Below are 21,445 nucleotides of genomic sequence, written 5' to 3'. Positions count from 1 at the left end.
AGGTCGATACAGAAGGCATGAAAGGTACCGACGAACAGCGCCGAGGCCTTTCTGGTGCCGACCAGCTCACCGACGCGCTGGCGCATCTCGCGAGCCGCCTTGTTGGTGAACGTCATGGCCAGGATGGCGTCGGGCGCCACGCCGCGGTGCAGGAGGTAGGCCATGCGCACGGTGATGACGCGCGTCTTGCCGGTGCCCGCGCCGGCCAGCACGAGCACGGGGCCTTCCGTGGTGGTCACGGCGCGGCGCTGCTCGGGGTTGAGTGTTTCGAGAATCTTCAAGGCGGCGAAGGCTACGCGAGCGCGGCGCGGTGGCAACGACGGCCTGTGACGAGGCGGCTTCGGCTGTGCGTTGGCCGCTCTGCCTCTCCCGTGTGCGCCGCCGTCGCTTCCCGGCGCGGCCGCACGCAACGGGGGCGGTTCGCCGCTCCCATTGTCGGAGCGCGCGTTTTTTCTGCCGCAACGAGGGGCGGGAAGATCTACCGCGCGCCGCACGCTCCACGTAGCCTGGAACCACAGGCACGGAGGAGCAGATGCTACAGCACCACACCATCACGATGGATCAGCTCTACGATCTGTGGCGGCGCGCGCGCGGGCGGCTCAACGTCGTCGACGTGCGCACCGCCGCCGAGTACGGGGACGGCCACGTTCCGGACTCGCGCAACGTTCCCATCGACGAGATCCGGCGGCGGCCCGCCAGGCTTGCGCAGGAGATCCGCGCGCTCGGTCCCGTCTACATCCATTGCAGCAGCGGCGTGCGCGCGCAGAAGGCGTACGATGCATTGTGCGCCGAGGGCGCCACCAACCTGACCGTCATCGTCGATTCGGGGATGCAGGACTGGATGGAGCGCGGCTATCCGATCTCGCGCGGCGGGCCCGATCGCGCGCTGGCGCGCGATCTCCTGGTCGGCATCGCGGCCGGGATGGTCGCCAGCGCGGTTGTCGCGCCGGTGGATCGAGCGCTGGAGCAGTACCTCGGGCCGCAGCAGAGCGCGCGCGTCCGCCGGACGCGCCGCAACTCTGCGCATCGCATCGCGGGCCCGCGCCTGGCGCGCGCGATGAGTGGCGGCCGCTCCGCTTCCGGCCGCGAGCAGCTGGCGCGGCTCGGTTTCATGGCGGTGTACGCCGCCGGTTGGGGTCTGTTGTACTCGACCGCGCGGCGCAGGCGCCCCGAGCTTGCGCGTGCCATGGGCCTGCCATTTGCGGGACTGTTCTACGCGCTGTGCGACGGCGTGCTGGCGCCTGCGCTGAAGCTGTCGCCACCGCCGCACCGGCTGCCATGGCAGCGAAACCTCGAGGAGCTCGGCAATCACGTGCTGTGGACGGCATCGGCCGAGATGGTGCATCGCGCCGCCGAGCCGCCGATGCTGCGCTGATGGCAGTCCGTGCCAGCGATGCGATGCGGCCGGTGCCCGGCTGGCTCAGCGGCGCGCTCGTCCTCGGCACGTTGGCGGCGCTGTACTTTCTGGAAGGGCGGCGGCCGCTGCGTCGCCGCACCGAGAACCGCTCCGGCAGGACCGGCCGCAACCTTGCCGTGGCGGCGCTGAGCGCGGCCGCCATACGAGCGACGGAAAAGCCCGTCACCGACTGCCTGTCGCGGCTGGTGGTGCAGCGGCGCTGGGGCCTGCTGCAGAAGCTGCGCCTGCCGCTGTGGCTGGAGGCGGCCGTCGGCATCGTGCTCCTCGACTACACGCTCTACGTCTGGCACGTGCTCACGCACAAGGTGCCATTTCTGTGGCGCTTCCACGTTGCTCACCACGCCGACCTCGACCTCGATGCGAGCACGGCGCTGCGGTTCCACTTCGCGGAAATGGTCCTGTCGGTGCCGTGGCGCGCCGGGCAGGTCCTCCTTCTCGGCGCCAGCCCACGCACGCTGTCGGCGTGGCAGACGGCCACGCTGGTGGCGATCCTCTTCCATCACTCGAACGTGGAGCTGCCGGCGTCGCTGGAACGGCGGTTGTGCCGCCTGGTGACGACGCCGCGCATGCATGGGATTCACCATTCCATCGTCGAGGACGAGACCGATTCGAACTGGTCGACGATCTTCAGCTTTCCCGACTATCTGCACGGCACGATCCGTCTGAACGTGCCGCAGGCGGCAGTAAGGATCGGCGTCCCCGCCTACCGCGACCCCGGCGAGCTCGGGCTCGGCGACCTCCTGGCGCTGCCTTTCGTGGAACAACGACCGACGTGGACGTATGCCGACGGCAGCCGTCCCGCCTCGCGCATGGCATTGCTGCCCCCCGCGCAGCTCGCGGACGCCTCGGCGGAGTACGCGGACGTGCGACCGGGGTGGAGGCAGCTGCTGTCGTAGCTCGCGGCGGGCCGGCAGCCGCGCTCATCGAATCGCAGTCGCCGCGCCGCTTGCTGACCGCGACGAACGCGGCTGTGCTGACCGCCGCGAAATGGTTAAGTGGACGCGATGGCCGTCGAGCAGCAGCCAAAGCCCGCGCCGGATGACGTCCCCGCCGAGGCGGCCGACGTCATTGCCGACCGGCTGGCCGAAAAGGCGTCGCACGTCCCAGCCCGGCCGGGTGTGTACATCTTCAAGGACAAGCGCGGGAAGGTGATCTACGTCGGCAAGGCCAAGAGCCTGCGCGACCGAGTCCGGAGCTACGTGCGCGGAGGCGACGGGCGCTACCAGGTAAGCTTCCTGATGAATCGCGCCGTCGACTTCGAGACGCTGGTGACGGTGAGCGAGACCGAGGCATTGATCCTCGAGAACAACCTCATCAAGCAGTACAAGCCGCGCTACAACATCAACCTCAAGGACGACAAGAGCTACGTCTCCGTCAAGGTGACCGTCAAGGATCCGTGGCCGCGCATCCTGGTCACGCGCAAGATCGAACGCGACGGCAACCTCTACCTCGGCCCCTACGCGTCGGCATCGGGCATACGTGAGACGCTCGAGGTCGCGCGCAAGATCTTCCCGCTGCGGACGTGTTCCAACGCCGTCTTCCGCAACCGCTCGCGTCCGTGCCTGGAGTATCAGATCAAGCGCTGCCTCGGCCCATGTGTGCTTCCCGTCGACCGCGACGAGTACGAGAGGCAGCTTCGCGGCGCCACGCAGCTGCTCGAGGGCAAGAGCGACGTCCTCCTGCACGAGATGCGCGAGGCGATGATCAGCGCCGCCGAGGAGGAGCGGTACGAGGAGGCCGCGCGCATCCGCGATCGCATCGATGCCGTTGCCAAGGTGGCGGAGAAGCAGAAGGTGCTGGTGCACGGCGGCGGCGATCGCGACGTATTCGGCATCTTCCGCGAAGGCGGCTTCATCGAGGCGCAGGTGCTGCTGGTGCGCGGAGGAAAGCTCGTCAGCAACAACTCGTACCAGTTCGAGGATTTCGAGTTTCCCGATGAAGAGGTGCTCTCGGAGCTGGTCAGCCGCTTCTATGAAGGCAGCCGCTACATCCCCGAGGAGGTCCTGCTGCCCATCCCGTTCGAAGGCATGGATGCCGTTGCCGACTATCTGACCGGCCTGCGCGGCACCAAGGTGTCGGTTCTGGTCCCTCAGCGCGGCGACAAGCGCCGGCTGGTCGAGATGGCCGTGGAGAACGCGCAGCACGCGTTTGCGGAGCGCAACGACGAGAGCGCCCGCCGCGAGCGCATGATGGAAGAGCTGCGCAGCAAGCTCGGCCTGGCTTCGACGCCCAAACGCATCGAGTGCTTCGACATCAGCCACGTCCAGGGCGAGGCGGTCGTCGCATCCATGGTCGCGTTCGACGAGGGCATGCCGGACAAGCGCGGGTACCGCCGCTACAAGCTTCGCGGAGTGCAGCGCAACGACGATTTTGCCGCGATGAAGGAAGTGCTCTCGCGCCGTCTGACGCGCGGAAAGGCCGAGGGTGGGCTGCCCGACCTGCTTCTGGTCGACGGCGGGCGGGGCCAGCTCGCCATGGCCGTGGAGGCGATGAAGGAGATCGGCGTCGAGGGCATCGAGCTGGCATCGATTGCGAAGGACCGCGTGCGCGGCGACTTCCAGGACGAGAAGATCGAACACAGCGAGGAGCGCATCTTCCGGCCCGGACGCGCCAACCCGATCACGCTGCGGCGCAATTCGAACGCGCTGTTCCTGCTCCAGCACATCCGCGACGAAGCGCACCGCTTCGCCATCACGTTCCATCGCGAGGTTCGCGCCAAGCGAAGGCTCCGCTCGGTGCTCGACGAGATCGACGGAATCGGTCCGACGCGCCGCCGCGCCCTGCTGCGTCACTTCGGCAGCGTCAAGCGCATGAGCGAGGCGAGCGTGGAGGAGATCGCCTCGGTTTCCCGCATCGGCCGCGTGCTGGCCGAGGCCGTGGTGCGAAAGCTCGGTCCGGCGGCGGCCAAGGCGGCGGTGGCTGTGGACGATGCCGGCGAGGCGCCGGGCGATGCGGTGGCCGCGTGCGATCCGACCGGCGCCGGCAATGCTGTGGCCGCGGGCGGTTCGCCAGGCGCGAGCAATGCTGTGGCCGCGGGCGGTTCGCCGGGCGCGAGCAATGCTGTGGCCGCGGGCGGTTCGCCGGGCGCGAGCGATGCCACGGACGCGGGCGTTTCGACGGACGCCGTCGATGCGGAGACCGGCAGCGGCGGCGAGACCTGACGCTTCGCTGCCGCCGCGCATCACTCGGCGGTGCCGTCGCCGCACCCGCCGCGCACTGGGCGAGAGCGCGTCCGCTGCAGCGCATGACGGCGCGCATACCCACCTGGGAGCACGGGCATAGCTTCGAGGCTGTTGTGATCCGAGCCTCAGCGTTGTACGCGGTCGTGCACGTGCCGTGTCCTACGGCGCGCAACAGCGCTCCTCGCGCGCAGGAGGGAACCCATGCGAAGCAGGATCGTCGCAATCCCTTGCGTCCTGACGATCGCCGGCGCGTCTGCCGGCGGCAGTTCTTTCGAGGTCACCGGCGCCACGTACCTGGGATGCAAACTGAAGGGCAAGCGCGCGTCCACCGCGGCTCCGTCGATCCATTCCTGCGGCGTCCAATGATGCGTCCATTCGCACGCCCGACGATTGCGAGTGTGGCCTGTGCGCTCGGCATGAGCGTTGCGGCTGCCGTCCTCGCCGCGGCAGTCGCGGCGCCCGCCGGCGCCGGGCATGGAGCGGCCTCGTACGAGAATCAGCTCAAGGCAGCGGAAAAGGATCGTGCGAGGAAGTCGCGCCCGGCCGCCGCGCCGGCGGCGCCTGCAGCGGCGCAGAGCGCGCCGCCGGCGGCACACGCCGACGCCGATCGCGCGTTTGCCGCGGCCCTGCGGCGCAGCCTCGAAGAAGACGTCCGGCTGGCGCAGCGCGCGATCGACGACGGCAGCGATGCGAAGCTGCAGGAGCTCGCCCGGCGCGTCGTCGAGGTGCGTCGCCGCGAGATCGCCGAGCTCGAGGGGTGGCTGTCGGAGCATCCGTAGCGCTCGAATTGGCACGGCGGCACTCGCGGCCGCCTCAGCCTCCGCTCGCGTAGATCTCGCGGCCGCCGGTGCCGCGGAGAAAATGCCCGTGCAGGCACCGGCGCGTCAGCGTTCAGCACACGTTCGTCATTTCCTGCTCGCGATCTCTTCCCACCTCGCGCTTCTCCGACTACGGCACCAAGGTGCTCTGGATCCTGCTTGGTGCATCCGTCCTGCTCGCGCAGCAGATCGTCATCGCGCGAAGCGCCGGTGCGTTCACGGTCATTGCGTGCCTCGTCGTGGCGGCAGCCGTGCTGCACGAGTGGCGCCGGCAGCGCGTGTCGCCGCGCGCTCTGGCTGCAGCGGCTGCGGTGGTCGCGGCAGGCGCACTGGTGGCCGTGCCATGGGAACGAGAGTCGATTGCGCGGGAGGCGGTCGCGACGCCGCAGGCGCTGCTGCGTGAAGAGGGCATGGCGGATCACAAGGTCCGCGTCCAAGGCCGGGTTGCGGAGGTCGCGCCGACGTACGGCGGCGGCGTGCGCATCGCGCTCGAGCTCGAAAGCCTCGGCGACGAGACCGGCGCGCTTCGACCGGCAAGCGGCCGCATCTCCCTCTCGATCCGTTCGACGCAGCAGCTCTGGCGCACAGGCGACCGCCTCGGCGTTACCTCGCGGCTGCGTCGCATCACCGGCTTCGGCAACTTCGGCGAGTTCGACTGGCCGGCCTACAACGCCCGCCGCGGCATCGTGGCCGGCGCCTACGCGTGGGACGACCGGGACGTCGCGCGCCTGGCTGCCGACGATGGCTTGGTCGATGCCGTGCGACGCTCGTTCTCCGAAGCTTGCGCACGGCGGGGAGGGCAGGGCGCCGAGCTGCTGGAGGCACTGATCATCGGCGACCGCGTGGGCATCGATCGCTCCGTCTCCGAGTCGATCCGCGACGCAGGCCTGGCCCACTACCTGGCCATCTCCGGCTCGCACATGGCGTTGATCGTCGTCGTGGTCGTGGCGGTGGTGCGCCGGCTCGCGCTGGCCACTCCGGCCGTGAGGGCGGGGTACGACGTCATGCGCGCCGCCGCGGTGACCGCGATGGCCGCCCTCCTCGGCTATGCCGCCATCTCCGGCGGCGGCGTTTCCGTCACCCGGTCCGTGCTGATGGCCGCAGCCACGCTGATCGCCATGTGGCGCGGCCGGCCCGACGACGGCCTGCGCGCGCTCGGCGGCAGCGCGGTGCTGCTCGCCTTCCAGATGCCGGGCGTCGGCGAAGAGGCGGGATTCCAGCTGTCCTTCGCCGCCGTGGGCGCGCTCATCGTCCTTGCCAGGTCGCGTGCTGGCGGACCGGCGGATCCCGCGAGCCTGACCGCCTCGCCATCGCATTCATCCGCAGGCGGCCCGAGGCGCGCCGCGGCACTTCGAGTGGCACGCGAAGGCCTGGCTGTGGTCCTGGTTTGTTGGCTGGTTACGTCACCATTGGTCGCGCAGTGCTTTCACCGCGTGTCGCTGATCGCTCCGGTCGCCAACCTCGTGGCGGCCCCGGTCGTCAGCACGATCGTCGTCGTCGGTCTGCTGGCGGTGGTGACGCTTCCGCTCGGGCCGCAGCCTGCGGGCTGGCTCATCGATCTCGGGAGCCTGCTCGGCGACTCGCTGGCGGCGCTTGCGCACTGGACGGCCGCCATTCCCGGAGCGGCCGTGGCGACGCCGGAGCCGGGGCCGCTGCTGACGGCGTGCCTTTCTGCCACCCCGTTCCTGCTGCTGGCGCCGTTGCCGCTTCGCCGGCGCGGGCTGCCCTTGCTCGTCGCAGCCATCGCCGCCTGCGTCGTGACCGGCCTGCATACGCGCTATCGCAGCGACGTTGCCGACCTCTGGTTCGCGTCGGTGGGCCAGGGAGATGGTGCGGTCGTGCGGATGCCGGGCGGGCGCGTGATGGTCATCGACGGCGGCCCGCCCGGCCGCGGCCATCTGGTCATGGCACCGCTGCTGCGCCGGCTCTGGGTCCACCGCATCGATTGGCTCGTCGCGAGCCATGTTCAGGCCGATCACAGCGGCGCCTTCCTCGAGCTGCTCGATCAGTTCGACGTGGGCGAGCTGTGGCTGCCCGCGGGCCGCTGCGATTCGGAAGCGGCGGCGCGGTTGATCGCGCGAGCGGCGGCCGCCGGTACCGTCGTGCGCCGCGTCGGCGCGGGCACGGATGCCGCGCCGGGAGTTCGCGTGCTGGCGCCGCGGGACGAGCAGGGAAGCTGCGACGCCAACGATCGCTCGATCGTGCTGTCGTTCGAGCATGCGGGGTACCGGGCGCTGTTCACCGGCGACATCGAAGCGGCGGGGGAAGCGGCGCTGGTCTCGGCGGCGGGCCAGGACGCGCTGCGCGCGCACGTTCTCAAGGTGCCGCACCACGGCAGCCGAACCTCCTCGACGCCGCCCCTGGTCGCTGCCGTCGCACCGTCGGTCGCGGTGGCATCGCTGGGTCTCGACAATCGCTACGGCTTTCCGGCGCCCGCCGTCGAGCAGCGCTTTCTTGCCGCTGGGGCGCTGTGGCTGCGCACGGACCGCACCGGCGGCGTTCACGTTGTCCTGCGCCGCGGCGGCATCTCCGTCGATACCGCCCGCGATGGCGCACGTCCGCTACTTTGACACCCCGCGCCTGCCCGCCAATAAGTCAGCCGCCGGCCCGACGCCTCTTGCGCGTGCGCGACCGCACCCGACGGCCATGGCCATCACCTCCATCAAAGGCTTCCGCGACGTCCTGCCCGAGGAGGCGGCGCGCCGGCACGACATCCTGACGACTGCTCGCCGAGTTCTGGAAGCCTACGGTTACGGCGAGATAGAGCTTCCTCTTCTAGAGAAGGTCGAGCTCTTCAGCCGCTCCGTCGGCGCCACCTCCGACATCGTCGAGAAGGAGATGTACGCGTTCGAGGATCGCGACGGCTCGATTGTCGCGCTGCGCCCCGAGGGCACGGCCAGCGTCGTGCGAGCCTACATCGAAGGCGGGCTGCCGCGCTCGTTGCCGGTGGCGAGGCTCCACTACAGCGGACCGATGTTCCGGCGCGAGCGTCCGCAGAAAGGCCGCTACCGCCAGTTCACGCAGATCGGCGCCGAGCTGCTCGGCCGCGACGATCCGGGCGCCGACGCCGAGACGCTGTGCCTGGTGGCCGACATCTGCACCGCCATCGGCGTCTCGGGCATGCGCATCGAGATCAACTCGCTCGGCGACGCGGCTTGCCGCCCCGCCTACCGCGATGCTCTGGCCGAGTACGGCCGCGGCCGGATCGAACAGCTGTGCGAGGACTGCAAGGCCCGGCTCGATCGGAACCCGCTGCGCCTGCTCGACTGCAAGCAGGAGTGCTGCCGCGTGGCGATGGCGGAGGCGCCGATGATGATCGACCGCCTCTGCGATCCGTGCCGCGCGCATCACGACGAGGTGCTGCGCCTGCTGGCCGCCGCGGGCGTGGAGGTGCACGCCAACCCGCGCATGGTGCGCGGGCTCGACTACTACTGCCGCACCGCCTTCGAGGTCGTGGCCTCCGGCCTCGGCTCGCAGGACGCCGTCGGCGGCGGCGGTCGCTACGACGGCCTCGTCCGCGCGCTCGGCGGCCCCGACGTTCCCGGCATCGGTTTCGCGTTCGGCGTCGAGCGCCTCGAGCTGGCCTCGCGCGAGGCGGCCCGGCCGCCGTCCCCGCCGCGCATTCTCATCGCTCCCATCGGAGACGAGGCCGCGCCCGCATCACTCGCTCTGGCGCGAAGGCTGAGGCAAACAGGCACGCGGGTCGAGGTCGAGTCCGCGCGCCGGCGGCTGAAGGCGCAGATGCAGCGCGCCGACAAGCTCGGCGTCCGGTTCGTCGTCATCGTCGGCGAGACCGAGCTGGCCCAGGGACGCGCGACGGTTCGCGACCTGCACGCCCAGAAGGACCATCCGTCGCTGTTCGCGCTCGATGACGATGCGCTGGCAATTCAAGCCGTTTTGACCGGCATCGATGAGGTAGCTTGAAAGTGGAGCGTAGCTGTTACTGCGGGGAGCCGCGCGAGAAGGACGCCGGGCGCGAGCTCGAGCTGGTCGGCTGGGTCGATGCCCGCCGCGATCACGGCGGCGTGATCTTCGTCGACCTGCGCGACCACACCGGCATCGTCCAGATCGTCTTCGATCCCGAGACCGGCGGCGCGGCCCATGCGACGGCCGGCGACCTGCGCAGCGAGTTCGTGATCCGCGTCCACGGCCGCCTGCGAAGGCGCACGGCCGAGACGGTCAATCCCAAGATGCAGACGGGCGAGGTCGAGCTGCTGGCGTCCGAGCTCGAGGTCCTGAACACCTCCAAGCCGATTCCCTTCGCCATCGACGATTCGGCCTCGCTGACCGAGAACGTGCGCCTGCGCTACCGCTACCTCGACCTTCGGCGCCCGGTCATGCAGCGCAACCTGCGCGTCCGTCATCAGGTCTGCCACATCGCGCGCAACTACCTTTCCGATCGCGGCTTCCTCGAGATCGAGACGCCGATCCTGACGCGCTCGACGCCCGAAGGTGCGCGCGACTACCTGGTGCCGTCGCGCGTGAATCTCGGAAGCTTCTTCGCGCTGCCGCAGTCGCCGCAGCTGTTCAAGCAGCTCTTGATGGTCTCGGGCTACGACCGCTACTACCAGATCGCCCGCTGCTTCCGGGACGAAGACCTGCGCGCGGACCGCCAGCCCGAGTTCACGCAGATCGATCTGGAGATGGCCTTCCCGACCCAGGAGACGATCATCCAGCTCGTCGAAGGGATGCTGAAGCAGATCTTCACCGCGGTGCTGGAGCGGCCCTTCGAGGAACCGTTCCCGCGCATGTCCTACGACGAGGCGATGAGCCGCTACGGCAGCGACCGCCCCGACACCCGCTTCGGCCTGGAGCTGGTCGACCTGACCGACGTCCTCGGCGCCAGCGAGTTCAAGGTCTTTCGCGCGGCGGTCGACGGCGGCGGCGTGGTCAAGGCCATCAACGTCAAAGGCGGCGCCGGCATGTCGCGCAAGGAGATCGACGACCTCGGCGCGTACGCCGCCGGCTTTGGCGCCAAGGGCATGGCGTGGATCAAGGTGGCCGGCGGGGAGTGGCAGTCGCCCATCGTCAAGTTCCTGTCCGAGGGCGAGCGCGCCCAGCTGGCGTCGCGCCTGGGCATCGAGGACGGCGATCTGGTCCTGTTCGGCGCCGACTCCAGGAAGGTCGTGGCGGCGGTTCTCGGGAACCTGCGCGGCAAGGTCGCGGCCGAGCGCGGGCTGATCGACGAGACCGCGTTCAACTTTCTTTGGGTCGTCGACTTCCCGCTGGTCGAGTACGACGCGGCCGAAAAGCGATACTTCGCGCTCCATCATCCTTTCACGTCGCCCAAGGCGGCCGACCTCGAACGCCTGGAGAGCGATCCGGAGAGCGTGCGGGCGGACGCCTACGACATCGTGCTCAACGGCACCGAGCTCGGCGGCGGCTCCATCCGTATCCATCGCGGGGATGTGCAGAGCCGGGTGTTTTCTGTGCTCGGCATCGGCGAAGAAGAGGCGCGGCAGAAGTTCGGCTTCCTGCTCGAGGCGCTCAGCTTCGGCGCGCCGCCGCACGGAGGCCTGGCGCTGGGGCTGGACCGAATGGTCGCGATGCTGGTGGGCAGCGACTCGATCCGCGACGTCATCGCGTTCCCGAAGACGCAGCGCGCGGCGTGCCTGCTGACCGAAGCGCCGTCGGCGGTGGATGCGGCGCAGCTTCGGGGGCTCGGAATCAAGCTGGCCCTGTAGGCCTGCACCGAATCTGGACTATGCGGGGACTCATGGGTCAACACGGAATACGGATCACCTGCACGATGGTTCTGCTGTCGTCGATGCTGTCGGCCTGCACGCTGATGGGCGCGGGAAGCGGCGAGGACGAGAAGACGGGCCTGCGCAAGATCGCGGTGCTTCCGGTGGCCTACAGCGACGGCATGGGCGGCGGCTACGCATGCGATCTGTGTCCGCCTGCCGTGCAGATGAAGCCGACGAACGCGCAGGCGGCGCGGCTGGCCACCGCGTTCCTCTACGAGGAGACTGCGCGGCATCCGCGCATCCTCAAGCCGGAATTCGAGGTCGTCGAGCCGGTGGCGAGAAAGGGCATGCGGCAGGCGGCAAACGAGCTGGCGGCCGCCGGACAGGCCGATGCGGTGCTGGTTGGAGCGCTGGTGGAGCTGCGCGCGCGCGTTGGCTCCGATCACGGCCCCGAAACACCGGCCGGCGCCGTCATGTATGCGGCGCTGGTCGATGCCCGCACCGGCGCCACGCTGTGGTCGAGCACGTTCGATGCGAACGAGACGGGGCCTGGCATGTTGCGCAGCCGCCTGCAGCGTCTGACCGGAGCCAAGACCCCGCGCTGGCGCACGGCGGAGGGCTACACCGAAGTCGCCGCCAAGGAGCTCGTCGACGGTCTTATGGATCACCTCGGCGGCTGACCCCTTTTCTTCACAGGAACCTGGCATGGCGCAGATCATCGACGGCAAGGCATGCGCGAGCGAAGTGCGATCGCGCGTGGCGCGCCAGATCGAGACGCGCGTCTCGCGCGGGCTGCGCCGGCCGGGGCTGGTGACGATCCTGGTCGGCGAGGATCCCGCCTCGCACGTCTACGTCGGCAACAAGCAACGCGCTTCGGCCGAAGTGGGCATGCTGTCGGAGTCGGTGGAGCTGGCATCGACGGTGTCGATGAAGACGCTCCTCGACGTGATCGACGTCCACAACCGGCGCCAGGACATCGACGGCATTCTCGTGCAGATGCCGCTGCCGGCCGGTTTCGACAGCGAGGCCGCCATCGGCACCATCGATCCGCGCAAGGACGTCGACGGGCTGACGCCGGCCAGCCAGGGCGCGTTGATGACGGGACGACCGGGTCTGAGGCCGTGCACGCCGGTGGGCTGCATGGAGCTGCTGGACCGTTGCGGCATCGACGTGGCCGGCAAGACTGCCGTCGTCGTCGGCCGCTCGGTGCTGGTCGGGAAGCCGGTGGCGATGCTGCTGCTCGAGCGCAACGCCACGGTCGTCCTGTGTCACTCCCGTACCGTCGATCTTGCGGAGCACGTAGCGCGCGCCGACATCGTCATCGCCGCCGTCGGCAAACCCGAGCTCGTCAAGGGAGACTGGATCAAGCCCGGCGCCGTCGTGATCGACGTCGGCATCAATCGCGTCGGCAAGAAGCTCGTCGGCGACGTCGAGTTCGGCGCGGCAGCCGAGCGCGCCGCGGCCATCACGCCCGTTCCAGGGGGCGTCGGCCCCATGACCGTGGCCATGCTGCTGCAAAACACGCTCATCGCGTGTGAGAATAGGGCCGCGTCCTGAGATCGCGATTTCGTACCCGACAGGGTCGAATTCCGTGAATTCCAGAGCCGGCACCGGTGCCAATCATGAAACGAACGCCGCTTTACGAAGAGCACGTTGCTGCCGGCGCGCGCATGGTCGAGTTCGCCGGTTGGCAGATGCCGGTGCAGTACGCCAGCGGCGTGCTCGCCGAGCATAAAGCCGTACGCACCGCCGCCGGGCTCTTCGACGTCAGCCACATGGGCGAGATCGAGATCGCCGGCTCGGGTGCCGAGGCATGCTGTGCGCGCCTGTTCACCAATGACGCGCGGGCGCTGCCGCCGGGCAAGGCTCACTACAGCCTCATCGCCAACGACACGGGCGGCCTCGTCGACGACATCATCGTCTATCGCTTGGAGCCGCAGCGTTTCCTGGTCTGCGTCAACGCCTCCAATGCCGCAGTCGACTTCGCGTGGATCGCCGAGCGTCAGACGGGCGACTGCACGGTCGTCGATCGCAGCGAGGCCACGGCGCTCATCGCCATCCAGGGCCCCGCTGCCGCCGCCGTCGTCGAACGACTCGCTCCCGCGGCGCTGCAGCTGAAGCGCTTCGAGTGCGCGCCCATCGCGATTGCCGGCGCCGACGCGATCATGGCGCGCACCGGCTACACCGGCGAGGACGGCTTCGAGGTGTTCCTACCGGTCGAGTCGGCGGTCTCGCTGTGGCGCGCGCTTCTCGAAGCCGGCCGCGACGACGGCGTGATTCCCTGCGGCCTCGGCGCGCGCGACACGTTGCGACTGGAAGCGGCGCTGCCGCTCTACGGTCACGAGCTCGGTCCCGATGTCAGCCCGTACGAGGTGCGGCTGGGATGGGCGGTCAAGCTCAATCGCCCCGACATGATCGGCTACGAGGCGCTGTCACGCGCCGCGGCGGGCGAGGTGAGGCGGCGCCTGATCGGTCTGACCATCGACGGCGGTATCGCGCGAGAGGGCACACCCGTCTTCGCAGCGGGCGCACGCAACGGCGCCGCCGCCGACGCAGCCGCTGGCGCGGCCGCCGGCGCCGGCGCGCAGCTCGGCGTCGTCACCAGCGGAACCCACTCGCCCACGCTCGGCCGTGCCATCGCGATGGCGCTGGTGGAGCGCGAGCACGCCGCCGGGCCGTTCGAAGTGGAAATCCGCGGAAAACGCAGAGCCGCATCCGTGACCGGCCTTCCCTTTTGTGTTAAGCGGGCCTGACCTCGAACGGCCGAGCGGCTGCAGCGCGAGTCCAGGCGCGTCGAGCAACCCGCGCAAGGAGCATGACGATGGAGATCCCTGACGATCTTCACTACACCAAAGAGCACGAGTGGGTCAGGGTCGAGCCCGATGGAACCTGCACGGTCGGGATTACCGATTACGCGCAGGAGCAGCTCGGGGACATCGTCTTCGTCGAGCTTCCCAAGGCGGGCGAGGAAAGCGAAGTGACGCGCGACGAGCCCATGGCCGTGGTCGAATCGGTCAAGGCCGCATCCGACGTGTACGCGCCCATCAGCGGCGTGGTCATCGAGGCCAACGACGAGCTGCCCAACAGCCCCAATGCCATCAACGAGGATCCGTACGGAGACGGCTGGCTCGTGCGCATCCAGCCAAAGAGCCAGGCCGAGCTCGAGGAGCTGATGTCGGCCGAGGACTACGAGGAGCTGGTCGCCGGACTGATCGACTGACGTGCGGTTCCTGCCTCACACGCCGAGCGACATCGCACGCATGCTGGCCACGATCGGCATCGGCAGTGTCGATGAGCTCTTCCCGTCCGTTCCTGCTGCGCTGAAAGCGAAGGCCGCGCTGGCGTTGCCCGATGGGCTCGGCGAGCGCGAGGTGCTCGAGCGCATGCAGGCGCTGGCCGACGCGAACGAATTGCTGCCGAGCTTCCAGGGCGCCGGCGCCTACCGGCATTTCGTGCCGGCCGCGGTCTCACTGGTGATGAGCCGCTCCGAGTTCGCCACCTCCTACACGCCGTATCAGCCCGAGGTCAGTCAGGGCACGTTGCAGGCGGCGTTCGAGTTCCAGACGTACGTGGCACGGCTGACCGGCATGGAGGTCGCCAACGCCAGCATGTACGACGGCGCCTCCGCCTTCGCTGAAGCGCTGCTGATGGCGCTGCGCGTGCACAAGAACCGGCCGCGCCTGCTCGTCTCGGCCGGCATCCATCCCGAATACCTGGAGGTCGCACGCACCTACCTCGAAGGCTACGGGCGCGGGCAGATCGTCGAGATCGCGCTCGCCGCCGACGGCCGCACCGACCTCGAAGCGCTCCAGGCCGCGATCGGCAGCGGCAGCGACGTCGCCGCGGTCGCCGTGGGCTATCCGAACTTCTTCGGCGTCATCGACGATCTTGCCGGAGCGGGCGCTCTCGCCAGGAAAGCCGGTGCGCTGTGCATCTCGGTGACGACCGAAGCGCTGGCGCTGGCGCTGCTGCGCTCGCCCGGCGAGTGCGGCGCCGACATCGCCGTGGCCGAGGGCCAGAGCCTCGGCCTGCCCGTCTCCTACGGCGGCCCCGGACTCGGAATGTTCGCGACGCGCACCGCGCACCTTCGCCAGATGCCGGGACGCCTGGTCGGCCAGACCGTGGATGAAGAAGGGCGGCGAGGCTACGTGCTGACGCTTTCGACCCGCGAGCAGCACATCCGCCGCGAGAAGGCGACGTCGAACATCTGCACGAACCAGGGCCTGGCCGCCCTCTGCGTCACCGTCTACATGAGCCTGACCGGACGCCGCGGCCTGCGCGAGCTGGCCATCGAGAACACGCAGGCCGCGCACCGCGTGGCCGAGCGGCTGACGCGCGAGGCCGGACTGGCGCTGGCGCTGAGCGCGCCGTTCTTCAACGAGTTCACGATCGAGGTCCCCGATTGCGAGGCGGCTTTCGATCGCGCGGTGGCCGGCGGCGTCATCCCCGGCGTCAAGGTCGCCAGGCTGCTGCCCGGCAGGCCCGAGCACAAGAACCGCCTGCTCGTCACCGTCACCGAGATGACGCGCGCTTCCGACGTCGATCTCCTGATCGATCGGCTGCGCTCGAGGGCCGCTGCATGAAGACCGCAAGCAACGGCGGCGCTTCCTGCAGGCTGCGGCCGCCGCGCATGCAGCGAGGAAGGTTGCGATGAAACGCCAGCTCGAACCGCCCATTTTCGAAAAGGGCAGCGTCGGCCGCAGCGGCGTGGATGTCGCCGTCGGTTCAACGGATATCCCGCTCGACGCCTCGCTGCTGCGCGAAGAGCTGGACGGCTTCCCGGAGGTGAGCGAGCCGGAGGTCGTGCGCCATTACGTGCGCCTGTCGCAGCTCAACTATTCGGCGGCGACCAACTTCTATCCGCTCGGCTCGTGCACGATGAAGTACAACCCGGTTGCCAACGAGCGCGCCGCCGCGCTGGCCGGGTTTGCCGGCATTCATCCGTACGCGCCCGATGCGACGGTGCAGGGAGCGCTGGCGCTGATCCGCGATCTGGAGCAGTGGCTGTGCGAGATCAGCGGCCTGCAGGCGGTGTCCTTGCAGCCGGCTGCCGGCGCGCAGGGCGAGCTCACGGGAATGAAGATCATCCGTGCGTTCCACGAGTCGCACGGCCGCGCTCGCAAGAAGGTGCTGATCCCGGAGAGCGCGCACGGCACCAATCCCGCCAGCGCCACGCTTTGCGGCTACGACAGCGTCAGCATTCCTTCCGACGCCCGCGGTCTGATCTCGGCGCAGGCCGTGCGCGACCGGATCGACGAAGACGTGGCCGCGCTGATGGTGACCAATCCGAACACGCTCGGTCTGTTCGAGGAGGACATCGTCGAGATCGCCGAGATCGTGCACGGCGCCGGCGGCCTCATCTACATGGACGGTGCCAACATGAACGCGCTCATGGGCGTGGCCAAGCCCGGGCACATGGGCGCCGACGTCCTGCAGTTCAACCTGCACAAGACCTTCTCGACGCCTCACGGCGGGGGCGGCCCCGGCTCCGGCCCGGTGGCCGTGCGCGCCGATCTCGAGCCGTTCCTGCCGCGCCCGCGCGTGATCGAACGCGACGGCAGGCTGGCGTGGGAATGGAACCGGCCGCAATCGATCGGCAAGGTGCGAAGCTTCTACGGCAACTTCGGCATCCTTGTGCGCGCGTGGTCGTACATGCTGGCCAACGGCGGCGACGGCCTGACGGAAGCGACGCGCACGGCCGTGCTGGCGGCGAACTACGTCAAGGCGCGACTGCGTGGCCGCTATCATCTGGCCTACGACCGCCCGTGCATGCACGAGGTGGTGCTGACCGACAGGATCCAGGCACGTCTGGGCGTAAAAACCCTGGACGTGGCCAAGCGCCTGCTCGACTACGGCTTTCACGCGCCGACCATCTACTTCCCGCTGGTCGTTGCCGGTGCGCTGATGATCGAGCCGACCGAAACCGAAAGCCTCGAGACGCTCGACGACTTCATCGAGGCGATGGAATGCATTGCCGGCGAAGCCGAGACCGAGCCGGCAAAGGTACGCGAGGCGCCACACGAGACGGTGCTTTCGCGCCTGGACGAGACGCGCGCAGCCCGGTTCCCCGTGCTGACCTGGTCGGTGCAGCAGGCGCGGCCATAGTCGCTCCGGCTCTTCGCAACACGCCACTGCCGAAGCGACGCCGACGGGATCACCTTCCGATCCGGGCCGTCCGCGATCCGTGCCCAGGGCTGGAGCGGGTCGTGAGCGGGCCTTCGGGCTGCCGGCGCAGGGCAGGTGAGGATCGCCGCCGCACGACGTGCCCCGAGGTACGCCCGGCCGCCGTCCCGCCGCAACGGAGCTTCAGCGGTGGCCGCCGGCCGCCGCTTCGCCTATAGTCCGCCCACCATGTTCGGCCTCGGCTTCAGCGAGCTCCTCATCATCCTTGTCATCGTCCTGATCATCTTTGGGGCGGGGCGGCTGCCCGAGCTGGGCGAGGGGCTGGGGCGCGGAATCAAGAACTTCCGCAAGGGCGTCAAGCCCGACGAGATCGACGTCACTCCGCGGGACGATAATTCGCAGGAAGGTGATCGTCGGTCGGTTCCACCGAAGCCACCCGGTAGCTGACTTCGTCGACTTCCCCGCGAATCGAGGAGATGGCCACCTGGCAGCGCGCGTGCTCGCCGGACGCCAGCACCAGCTCCTGGGACGGAGCCAGATCCATCAGCGTGCGCACCTCGTCGCGCGGCAGGCGCTTGAGCAGCCGCTCCGACACGTTCTTTCCGCAGCTTGCGGCGGCCTGTGCGACGCTGCGCCCTTCGTGGATCGCCTCGGCCGCCAGCCGCACGCCGCGCACCGGAATCAGCGAATCATTGATCACGGTGGCCTCGACCACGACCGCGGTCGAACGATCGGCCAGCGTCAGCACCTTGGCTTGGGGATCGACGACTCGCATCTGCGCGGCCAGCACCGGGTCCGACCCGAGCGAAGCCTCCACCCCTGGCACCGGCAGACGCCGAACCAGCGCGTCGGTCCAGGCGTGGTTGTTGGCGAGGAACACGGCGAACACGGCAAAGACTCCGATCAGCGATGCGAGCAGGACGACGGCGGTCCATGCTGGCGTGGAGCGGGGCTCCTCGTGAACGATCTCGCGCGGCCGGCGTGCCATGACGGTGGCGCGATTGTACGCACCCGCGCACCGCATTGCTAAGCCCGTCACGTACCAAAACGCTTGCGGGCACAGCTTGTTGCGCTATATTCCGCGCTCCTCACGCGAAAGTGGCGGAACTGGCAGACGCGCAGGATTCAGGTTCCTGTGGCCGAAAGGCCGTGGGGGTTCAAGTCCCCCCTTTCGCACCAGCCTTCATCAATCGAGAAGAAGCACGACTTCCGTTGAACGAGCGCCCCGGCACAATCCACCGCGCCAGCATCGCAGCCTGAGCCTGGAGGTCGTCCCGTGACCATCGACGCCGCCGCCTACCGAAAGATCATGGGCAACTTCGCCACGGGCGTTACGGTGGTGACCACATGCAACGACGGCCGCCTGCACGGCTTCACCGCCAACTCGGTCACCGGGCTCTCGCTCGAGCCTCTCCTGCTGCTGGTGTGCGTCGACAAGAAGGCGCACGCGCTCTCCGAGCTGCGAATCTGCCAGAGCTTCGCCGTCAACATGCTTGCGGCAGGGCAGAAGGACATCTCGAACCTGTTCGCCAAATCGGCTCCGCCTGACGACTGCCTTCGCGGCGTTCCCTATCGTCTGGGCGATCACGGAGCGCCCGTCATCGACGGGACCATCGCGCACTTCGAGTGCAAGCTGTACGACGACCTCGATGGCGGCGACCACGTCATCTTCGTCGGTGAGGTTGTTGGCGGCGAGGTCACGGCTCCCGATACGATGCCGCTGCTGTACTTCCGCGGCGCCTACCGCGAGCTGGGCCCGGTGACGTAGCGACGGGCGAGGCCGGGATCGCCACGAGGCGCTGCCGCTGCGTCGCGTCGCGACCGGCACGACCGGCTACCGCCGCTCCTTCCCTGCACCTCCGATGACCACCATCGACAAGGCCGGTCTGCTTGCCGCGCTGCGCGCAAGGCTCGAGGCGCAGCTGGCGGAGCTGATTGCGGCGCAGAAGAGCGTGCAGGCGGGCGCGTTTCATCCCGAGAACAAGCAGGAGCATTCCAAGGACACGCGCGCGATCGAGTCGGCGTATCTTGCGCGCGGTCTGGCCGAGCGTGTCGAGTCGCTGCAGGATGGAATCGCTGCCGTCTCGCTGCTCAAGCCGCGTCCGTTCGGCGCCGGCGATCCGGTCGGTGTGGGAGCCGTCGTCACGATCGAAGACGAGGACGGCGCCGCTTCGCAATACTTGATCGCGCCGGCGGGGGCTGGAGAGAAGCTCAGCGCAGGCGGCGCCGCGGTGCTGGTCGTGACGCCACAGTCGCCGCTCGGCTCGGCCATGATCGGCAGGCGCTGCGGCGACGGCATCGAGGTCGAGCTGCCGGGTGGACGCATGATCGGGGAGGTCGTCTCGGTGCGCTGACATCGGCGCGCGGCATTTCGGCGGCCTCGCCGTCTTCTCGGGCGCCCGGCGTGATCCGAACGACGCAGCGCGACGAATCGCAGCGCGCCGGGTCAGGCGGCACGGAAGCGCGCCAGGTACGAAATCCTGCCGCCGAGCTTCTTCTCGAAACGGAAGCCGGCCTCCTGCGCGCGTTCCTGCAGCGACGAGAGGCGGATGTAATCGGGATCGAACAGGACCTCGCCGACGACGAGCCGTCCACCCGGCTTGAGCACACGCCGCAGCTCCTGGAGGGCCCGAGCGGCATTCTTCACCTCGCCGAGCACGCCGATGAGATAGGCAGCGTGGAAAGTCTGGTCCGGGAAGGGAAGCTTGGACGCGCTCGCGCGCCGCACGCTGATGTTCTCGAGGTTCGCCGCGATGGCGCGACGCATGACGTCGTTGAGCATCTTCTGCTGCACGTCGACGGTGTCCACCCGCCCGTCGGGCATCAGTGCAGCGGCCACCTTGACGGCATGGATACCCACGCCGGGGCCGACCTCGAGAATGCGTTCTCCGCGCCTCGGTCGCAGGACGCGCAGGAGCTTGTCGGGCGCGTGGTTGCCGCGCGGCAGATGAAGCGTCCAACGCAGCAGGTGCGGCATCGGGCCTGGATACCGGAGGCTCCAGTAGCGTGTCAGTGCGGCTAGCAGCAGTGCGAGCAGGAACGCGGCGACGGCCGCGGCCAGGCCGAAACGGAAGGCAAGGACGGGTGCCGCGATCAGAGCGATGAGTGCGGCGAATCCGGTCCAGTCGTGACGGCGCATCGGTGGCATGTATCGCTCGCCCGCGGCTATGGCCAGAGATCTTCTCCGCGCGGTGTGCTGCAGCGCTGCGGGGCCGATTCCGCGCCGGCGCGGCACCGCCGGTGGCGACCGCGTCCATCAGCCGTCGTCGTCGCCGGCGGTGCCCGAGCCCTCGTGGCGCGAAATCGCGTGCTCGTCCTCCGCACATCGCTGCGCAACGCCGGTCCGGATCAGCTCCGCCACGCGCAGCACGCCGGGGCCGGCTGCCTCGCGGTCGGCAAGAACGACGTAGAGATTCGCCGCCCGCTGCCGGCCTTCGCGCAACGGCAGCCGCACGAGCTGGCCGGAGTCGAGCTCGGCCCGAATGCTGTCTTGCGGATACCACGCGTAGCCGAGTCCCATGACGGCCGCGCGAATCGAGGTGGCCTTGGCCGTTACCGTCCAGCGCTGCTCTCCCAGCCACCCTGCACGCCGGACGCGCTGCGTTCCCGAGTCACGAACGACGAGATGTCGGTGAGCGCGCAGGTCGCGCGCGGTCAGCTCACGGCCGAGCTGGTGCAGCGGATGGCTCGGCGCTGCAACACACACGAAGCCGACCGTCATCAGGAGGTCGCCAACCATGCCCGCCGGCACTGCCGAAGTGATGCCGAGATCGACGCGGTGATCGAGCAGCGCCTCCTCGGTTCCCCCGAGCACCGTTTCGACAAGCTCGATGCGCGTGTCGGGATGCTCGTCGCTGAACGTGGCCAGGCATTCCAGAAGCAGCCACGTCGGGAAGATGATCTCGCAGGCCACACGGATTTCCGCCTCCCATCCCTGCGCCAGGTGGCCGGCGACCCGCTCCAGCCGGCCGGCCTCCTCGAGCAGCTCGCGGCCGCGCCGGTACAGGACTTCCCCCGCTCCGGTGAGCACCGCCTTGCGACCGCGAATCTCGAAGACCTTGACCCCGAGCAGGCCTTCCATCTTCTGGACGGCGTAGGTCAGGGTGGATTGGGTCTTGTGGAGGCGTTCGGCGGCGCGCGCGTAACCCCCTGCCTCCACGACGGCTACCAGAACGGCCCACTGGTCGAGCGAGATCCGCGGCAGGCTCATCTATCGAT

Annotated in this window: 21 protein-coding genes and 1 tRNA gene; 18 read left to right on the top strand and 4 right to left on the bottom strand. The window is 69.2% G+C overall.

The window, feature by feature from the left end; all coding sequences use genetic code 11:
* A partial coding sequence (locus VEC57_20755) for a UvrD-helicase domain-containing protein (GenBank protein ID HYC01574.1) occupies positions 1 to 281 on the bottom strand: 281 nt, incomplete at its 3' end.
* A gap of 251 nt (positions 282 to 532) precedes the next feature.
* Between VEC57_20755 and VEC57_20750 the strand changes: the two genes are divergently transcribed.
* The 15 genes from VEC57_20750 (at position 533) to VEC57_20680 (ending at position 17,674) form a co-directional block, all read left to right on the top strand.
* The gene (locus VEC57_20750) at positions 533 to 1,375 is read left to right on the top strand and encodes a rhodanese-like domain-containing protein (GenBank protein HYC01573.1); all 843 of its coding nucleotides are present in this window, start codon (positions 533 to 535) and stop codon (positions 1,373 to 1,375) included.
* The gene (locus VEC57_20745; GenBank protein HYC01572.1) at positions 1,375 to 2,313 is read left to right on the top strand and encodes a sterol desaturase family protein; all 939 of its coding nucleotides are present in this window, start codon (positions 1,375 to 1,377) and stop codon (positions 2,311 to 2,313) included. Before VEC57_20750 ends, VEC57_20745 begins: the two co-directional genes overlap by 1 nt.
* A gap of 108 nt (positions 2,314 to 2,421) precedes the next feature.
* Entirely contained in the window at positions 2,422 to 4,578 is a 2,157-nt protein-coding gene (gene uvrC / locus VEC57_20740; GenBank protein HYC01571.1) for an excinuclease ABC subunit UvrC, read from the top strand.
* 222 nt (positions 4,579 to 4,800) lie between these two features.
* A complete protein-coding gene (locus VEC57_20735) occupies positions 4,801 to 4,965 on the top strand; it encodes a hypothetical protein (GenBank protein HYC01570.1) in 165 nt (54 codons plus the stop codon).
* 50 nt (positions 4,966 to 5,015) lie between these two features.
* A complete protein-coding gene (locus VEC57_20730; GenBank protein ID HYC01569.1) occupies positions 5,016 to 5,378 on the top strand; it encodes a DUF305 domain-containing protein in 363 nt (120 codons plus the stop codon).
* Positions 5,379 to 5,446: 68 nt separating this feature from the next.
* On the top strand, positions 5,447 to 7,987 hold the full coding sequence (locus VEC57_20725) for a DNA internalization-related competence protein ComEC/Rec2 (GenBank protein ID HYC01568.1): 2,541 nt from the start codon (positions 5,447 to 5,449) through the stop codon (positions 7,985 to 7,987).
* Positions 7,988 to 8,063: 76 nt separating this feature from the next.
* Positions 8,064 to 9,341: a histidine--tRNA ligase gene (gene hisS / locus VEC57_20720; GenBank protein HYC01567.1), complete on the top strand. Its 1,278-nt coding sequence runs from the start codon at positions 8,064 to 8,066 to the stop codon at positions 9,339 to 9,341.
* 2 nt (positions 9,342 to 9,343) lie between these two features.
* Entirely contained in the window at positions 9,344 to 11,101 is a 1,758-nt protein-coding gene (aspS, locus tag VEC57_20715; protein HYC01566.1) for an aspartate--tRNA ligase, read from the top strand.
* A 65-nt stretch (positions 11,102 to 11,166) separates the two neighbouring features.
* Entirely contained in the window at positions 11,167 to 11,784 is a 618-nt protein-coding gene (locus tag VEC57_20710; GenBank protein HYC01565.1) for a hypothetical protein, read from the top strand.
* 25 nt (positions 11,785 to 11,809) lie between these two features.
* The gene (gene folD / locus VEC57_20705; GenBank protein ID HYC01564.1) at positions 11,810 to 12,661 is read left to right on the top strand and encodes a bifunctional methylenetetrahydrofolate dehydrogenase/methenyltetrahydrofolate cyclohydrolase FolD; all 852 of its coding nucleotides are present in this window, start codon (positions 11,810 to 11,812) and stop codon (positions 12,659 to 12,661) included.
* 65 nt (positions 12,662 to 12,726) lie between these two features.
* On the top strand, positions 12,727 to 13,857 hold the full coding sequence (gcvT, locus tag VEC57_20700) for a glycine cleavage system aminomethyltransferase GcvT (GenBank protein HYC01563.1): 1,131 nt from the start codon (positions 12,727 to 12,729) through the stop codon (positions 13,855 to 13,857).
* Positions 13,858 to 13,925: 68 nt separating this feature from the next.
* Positions 13,926 to 14,324 (top strand): glycine cleavage system protein GcvH, encoded by a 399-nt coding sequence (gene gcvH / locus VEC57_20695; GenBank protein HYC01562.1) that lies wholly within the window; start codon positions 13,926 to 13,928, stop codon positions 14,322 to 14,324.
* A 1-nt stretch (position 14,325) separates the two neighbouring features.
* A complete protein-coding gene (gcvPA, locus tag VEC57_20690) occupies positions 14,326 to 15,687 on the top strand; it encodes an aminomethyl-transferring glycine dehydrogenase subunit GcvPA (protein ID HYC01561.1) in 1,362 nt (453 codons plus the stop codon).
* A 67-nt stretch (positions 15,688 to 15,754) separates the two neighbouring features.
* Positions 15,755 to 17,209 carry an aminomethyl-transferring glycine dehydrogenase subunit GcvPB gene (gene gcvPB / locus VEC57_20685; GenBank protein HYC01560.1) on the top strand — a complete coding sequence of 485 codons (1,455 nt, stop codon included), beginning with the start codon at positions 15,755 to 15,757 and terminating at the stop codon, positions 17,207 to 17,209.
* A 207-nt stretch (positions 17,210 to 17,416) separates the two neighbouring features.
* A complete protein-coding gene (locus VEC57_20680; GenBank protein ID HYC01559.1) occupies positions 17,417 to 17,674 on the top strand; it encodes a twin-arginine translocase TatA/TatE family subunit in 258 nt (85 codons plus the stop codon).
* On the opposite strand, the gene VEC57_20675 is transcribed toward VEC57_20680, so the two are convergent.
* Positions 17,604 to 18,215, bottom strand: a complete 612-nt coding sequence (locus VEC57_20675; protein ID HYC01558.1) for a hypothetical protein — start codon at positions 18,213 to 18,215, stop codon at positions 17,604 to 17,606. The two genes, VEC57_20680 and VEC57_20675, sit on opposite strands and share 71 nt — an antisense overlap.
* A 104-nt stretch (positions 18,216 to 18,319) precedes the next feature.
* Between VEC57_20675 and VEC57_20670 the strand changes: the two genes are divergently transcribed.
* The 3 genes from VEC57_20670 (at position 18,320) to VEC57_20660 (ending at position 19,581) form a co-directional block, all read left to right on the top strand.
* Positions 18,320 to 18,406, top strand: a tRNA-Leu gene (locus VEC57_20670).
* A gap of 97 nt (positions 18,407 to 18,503) precedes the next feature.
* A complete protein-coding gene (locus tag VEC57_20665; protein ID HYC01557.1) occupies positions 18,504 to 18,995 on the top strand; it encodes a flavin reductase family protein in 492 nt (163 codons plus the stop codon).
* Positions 18,996 to 19,089: 94 nt separating this feature from the next.
* The gene (locus VEC57_20660; GenBank protein HYC01556.1) at positions 19,090 to 19,581 is read left to right on the top strand and encodes a GreA/GreB family elongation factor; all 492 of its coding nucleotides are present in this window, start codon (positions 19,090 to 19,092) and stop codon (positions 19,579 to 19,581) included.
* Positions 19,582 to 19,673: 92 nt separating this feature from the next.
* Here VEC57_20660 and VEC57_20655 read toward each other — a convergent pair whose 3' ends face one another.
* Positions 19,674 to 20,366 (bottom strand): methyltransferase domain-containing protein, encoded by a 693-nt coding sequence (locus tag VEC57_20655; GenBank protein HYC01555.1) that lies wholly within the window; start codon positions 20,364 to 20,366, stop codon positions 19,674 to 19,676.
* Positions 20,367 to 20,483: 117 nt separating this feature from the next.
* Positions 20,484 to 21,437, bottom strand: a complete 954-nt coding sequence (locus VEC57_20650) for a LysR family transcriptional regulator (GenBank protein HYC01554.1) — start codon at positions 21,435 to 21,437, stop codon at positions 20,484 to 20,486.
* Between the last annotated feature and the right edge of the window lie 8 nt (positions 21,438 to 21,445).

It is taken from the genome of Candidatus Limnocylindrales bacterium (genome assembly GCA_035626395.1).
Classification (GTDB): domain Bacteria; phylum Desulfobacterota; class Binatia; order UBA1149; family CAITLU01; genus DASPNH01.
Note: the sequence above shows the minus strand (reverse complement) of the source record. Positions and strands in the feature narration are given on the sequence as shown.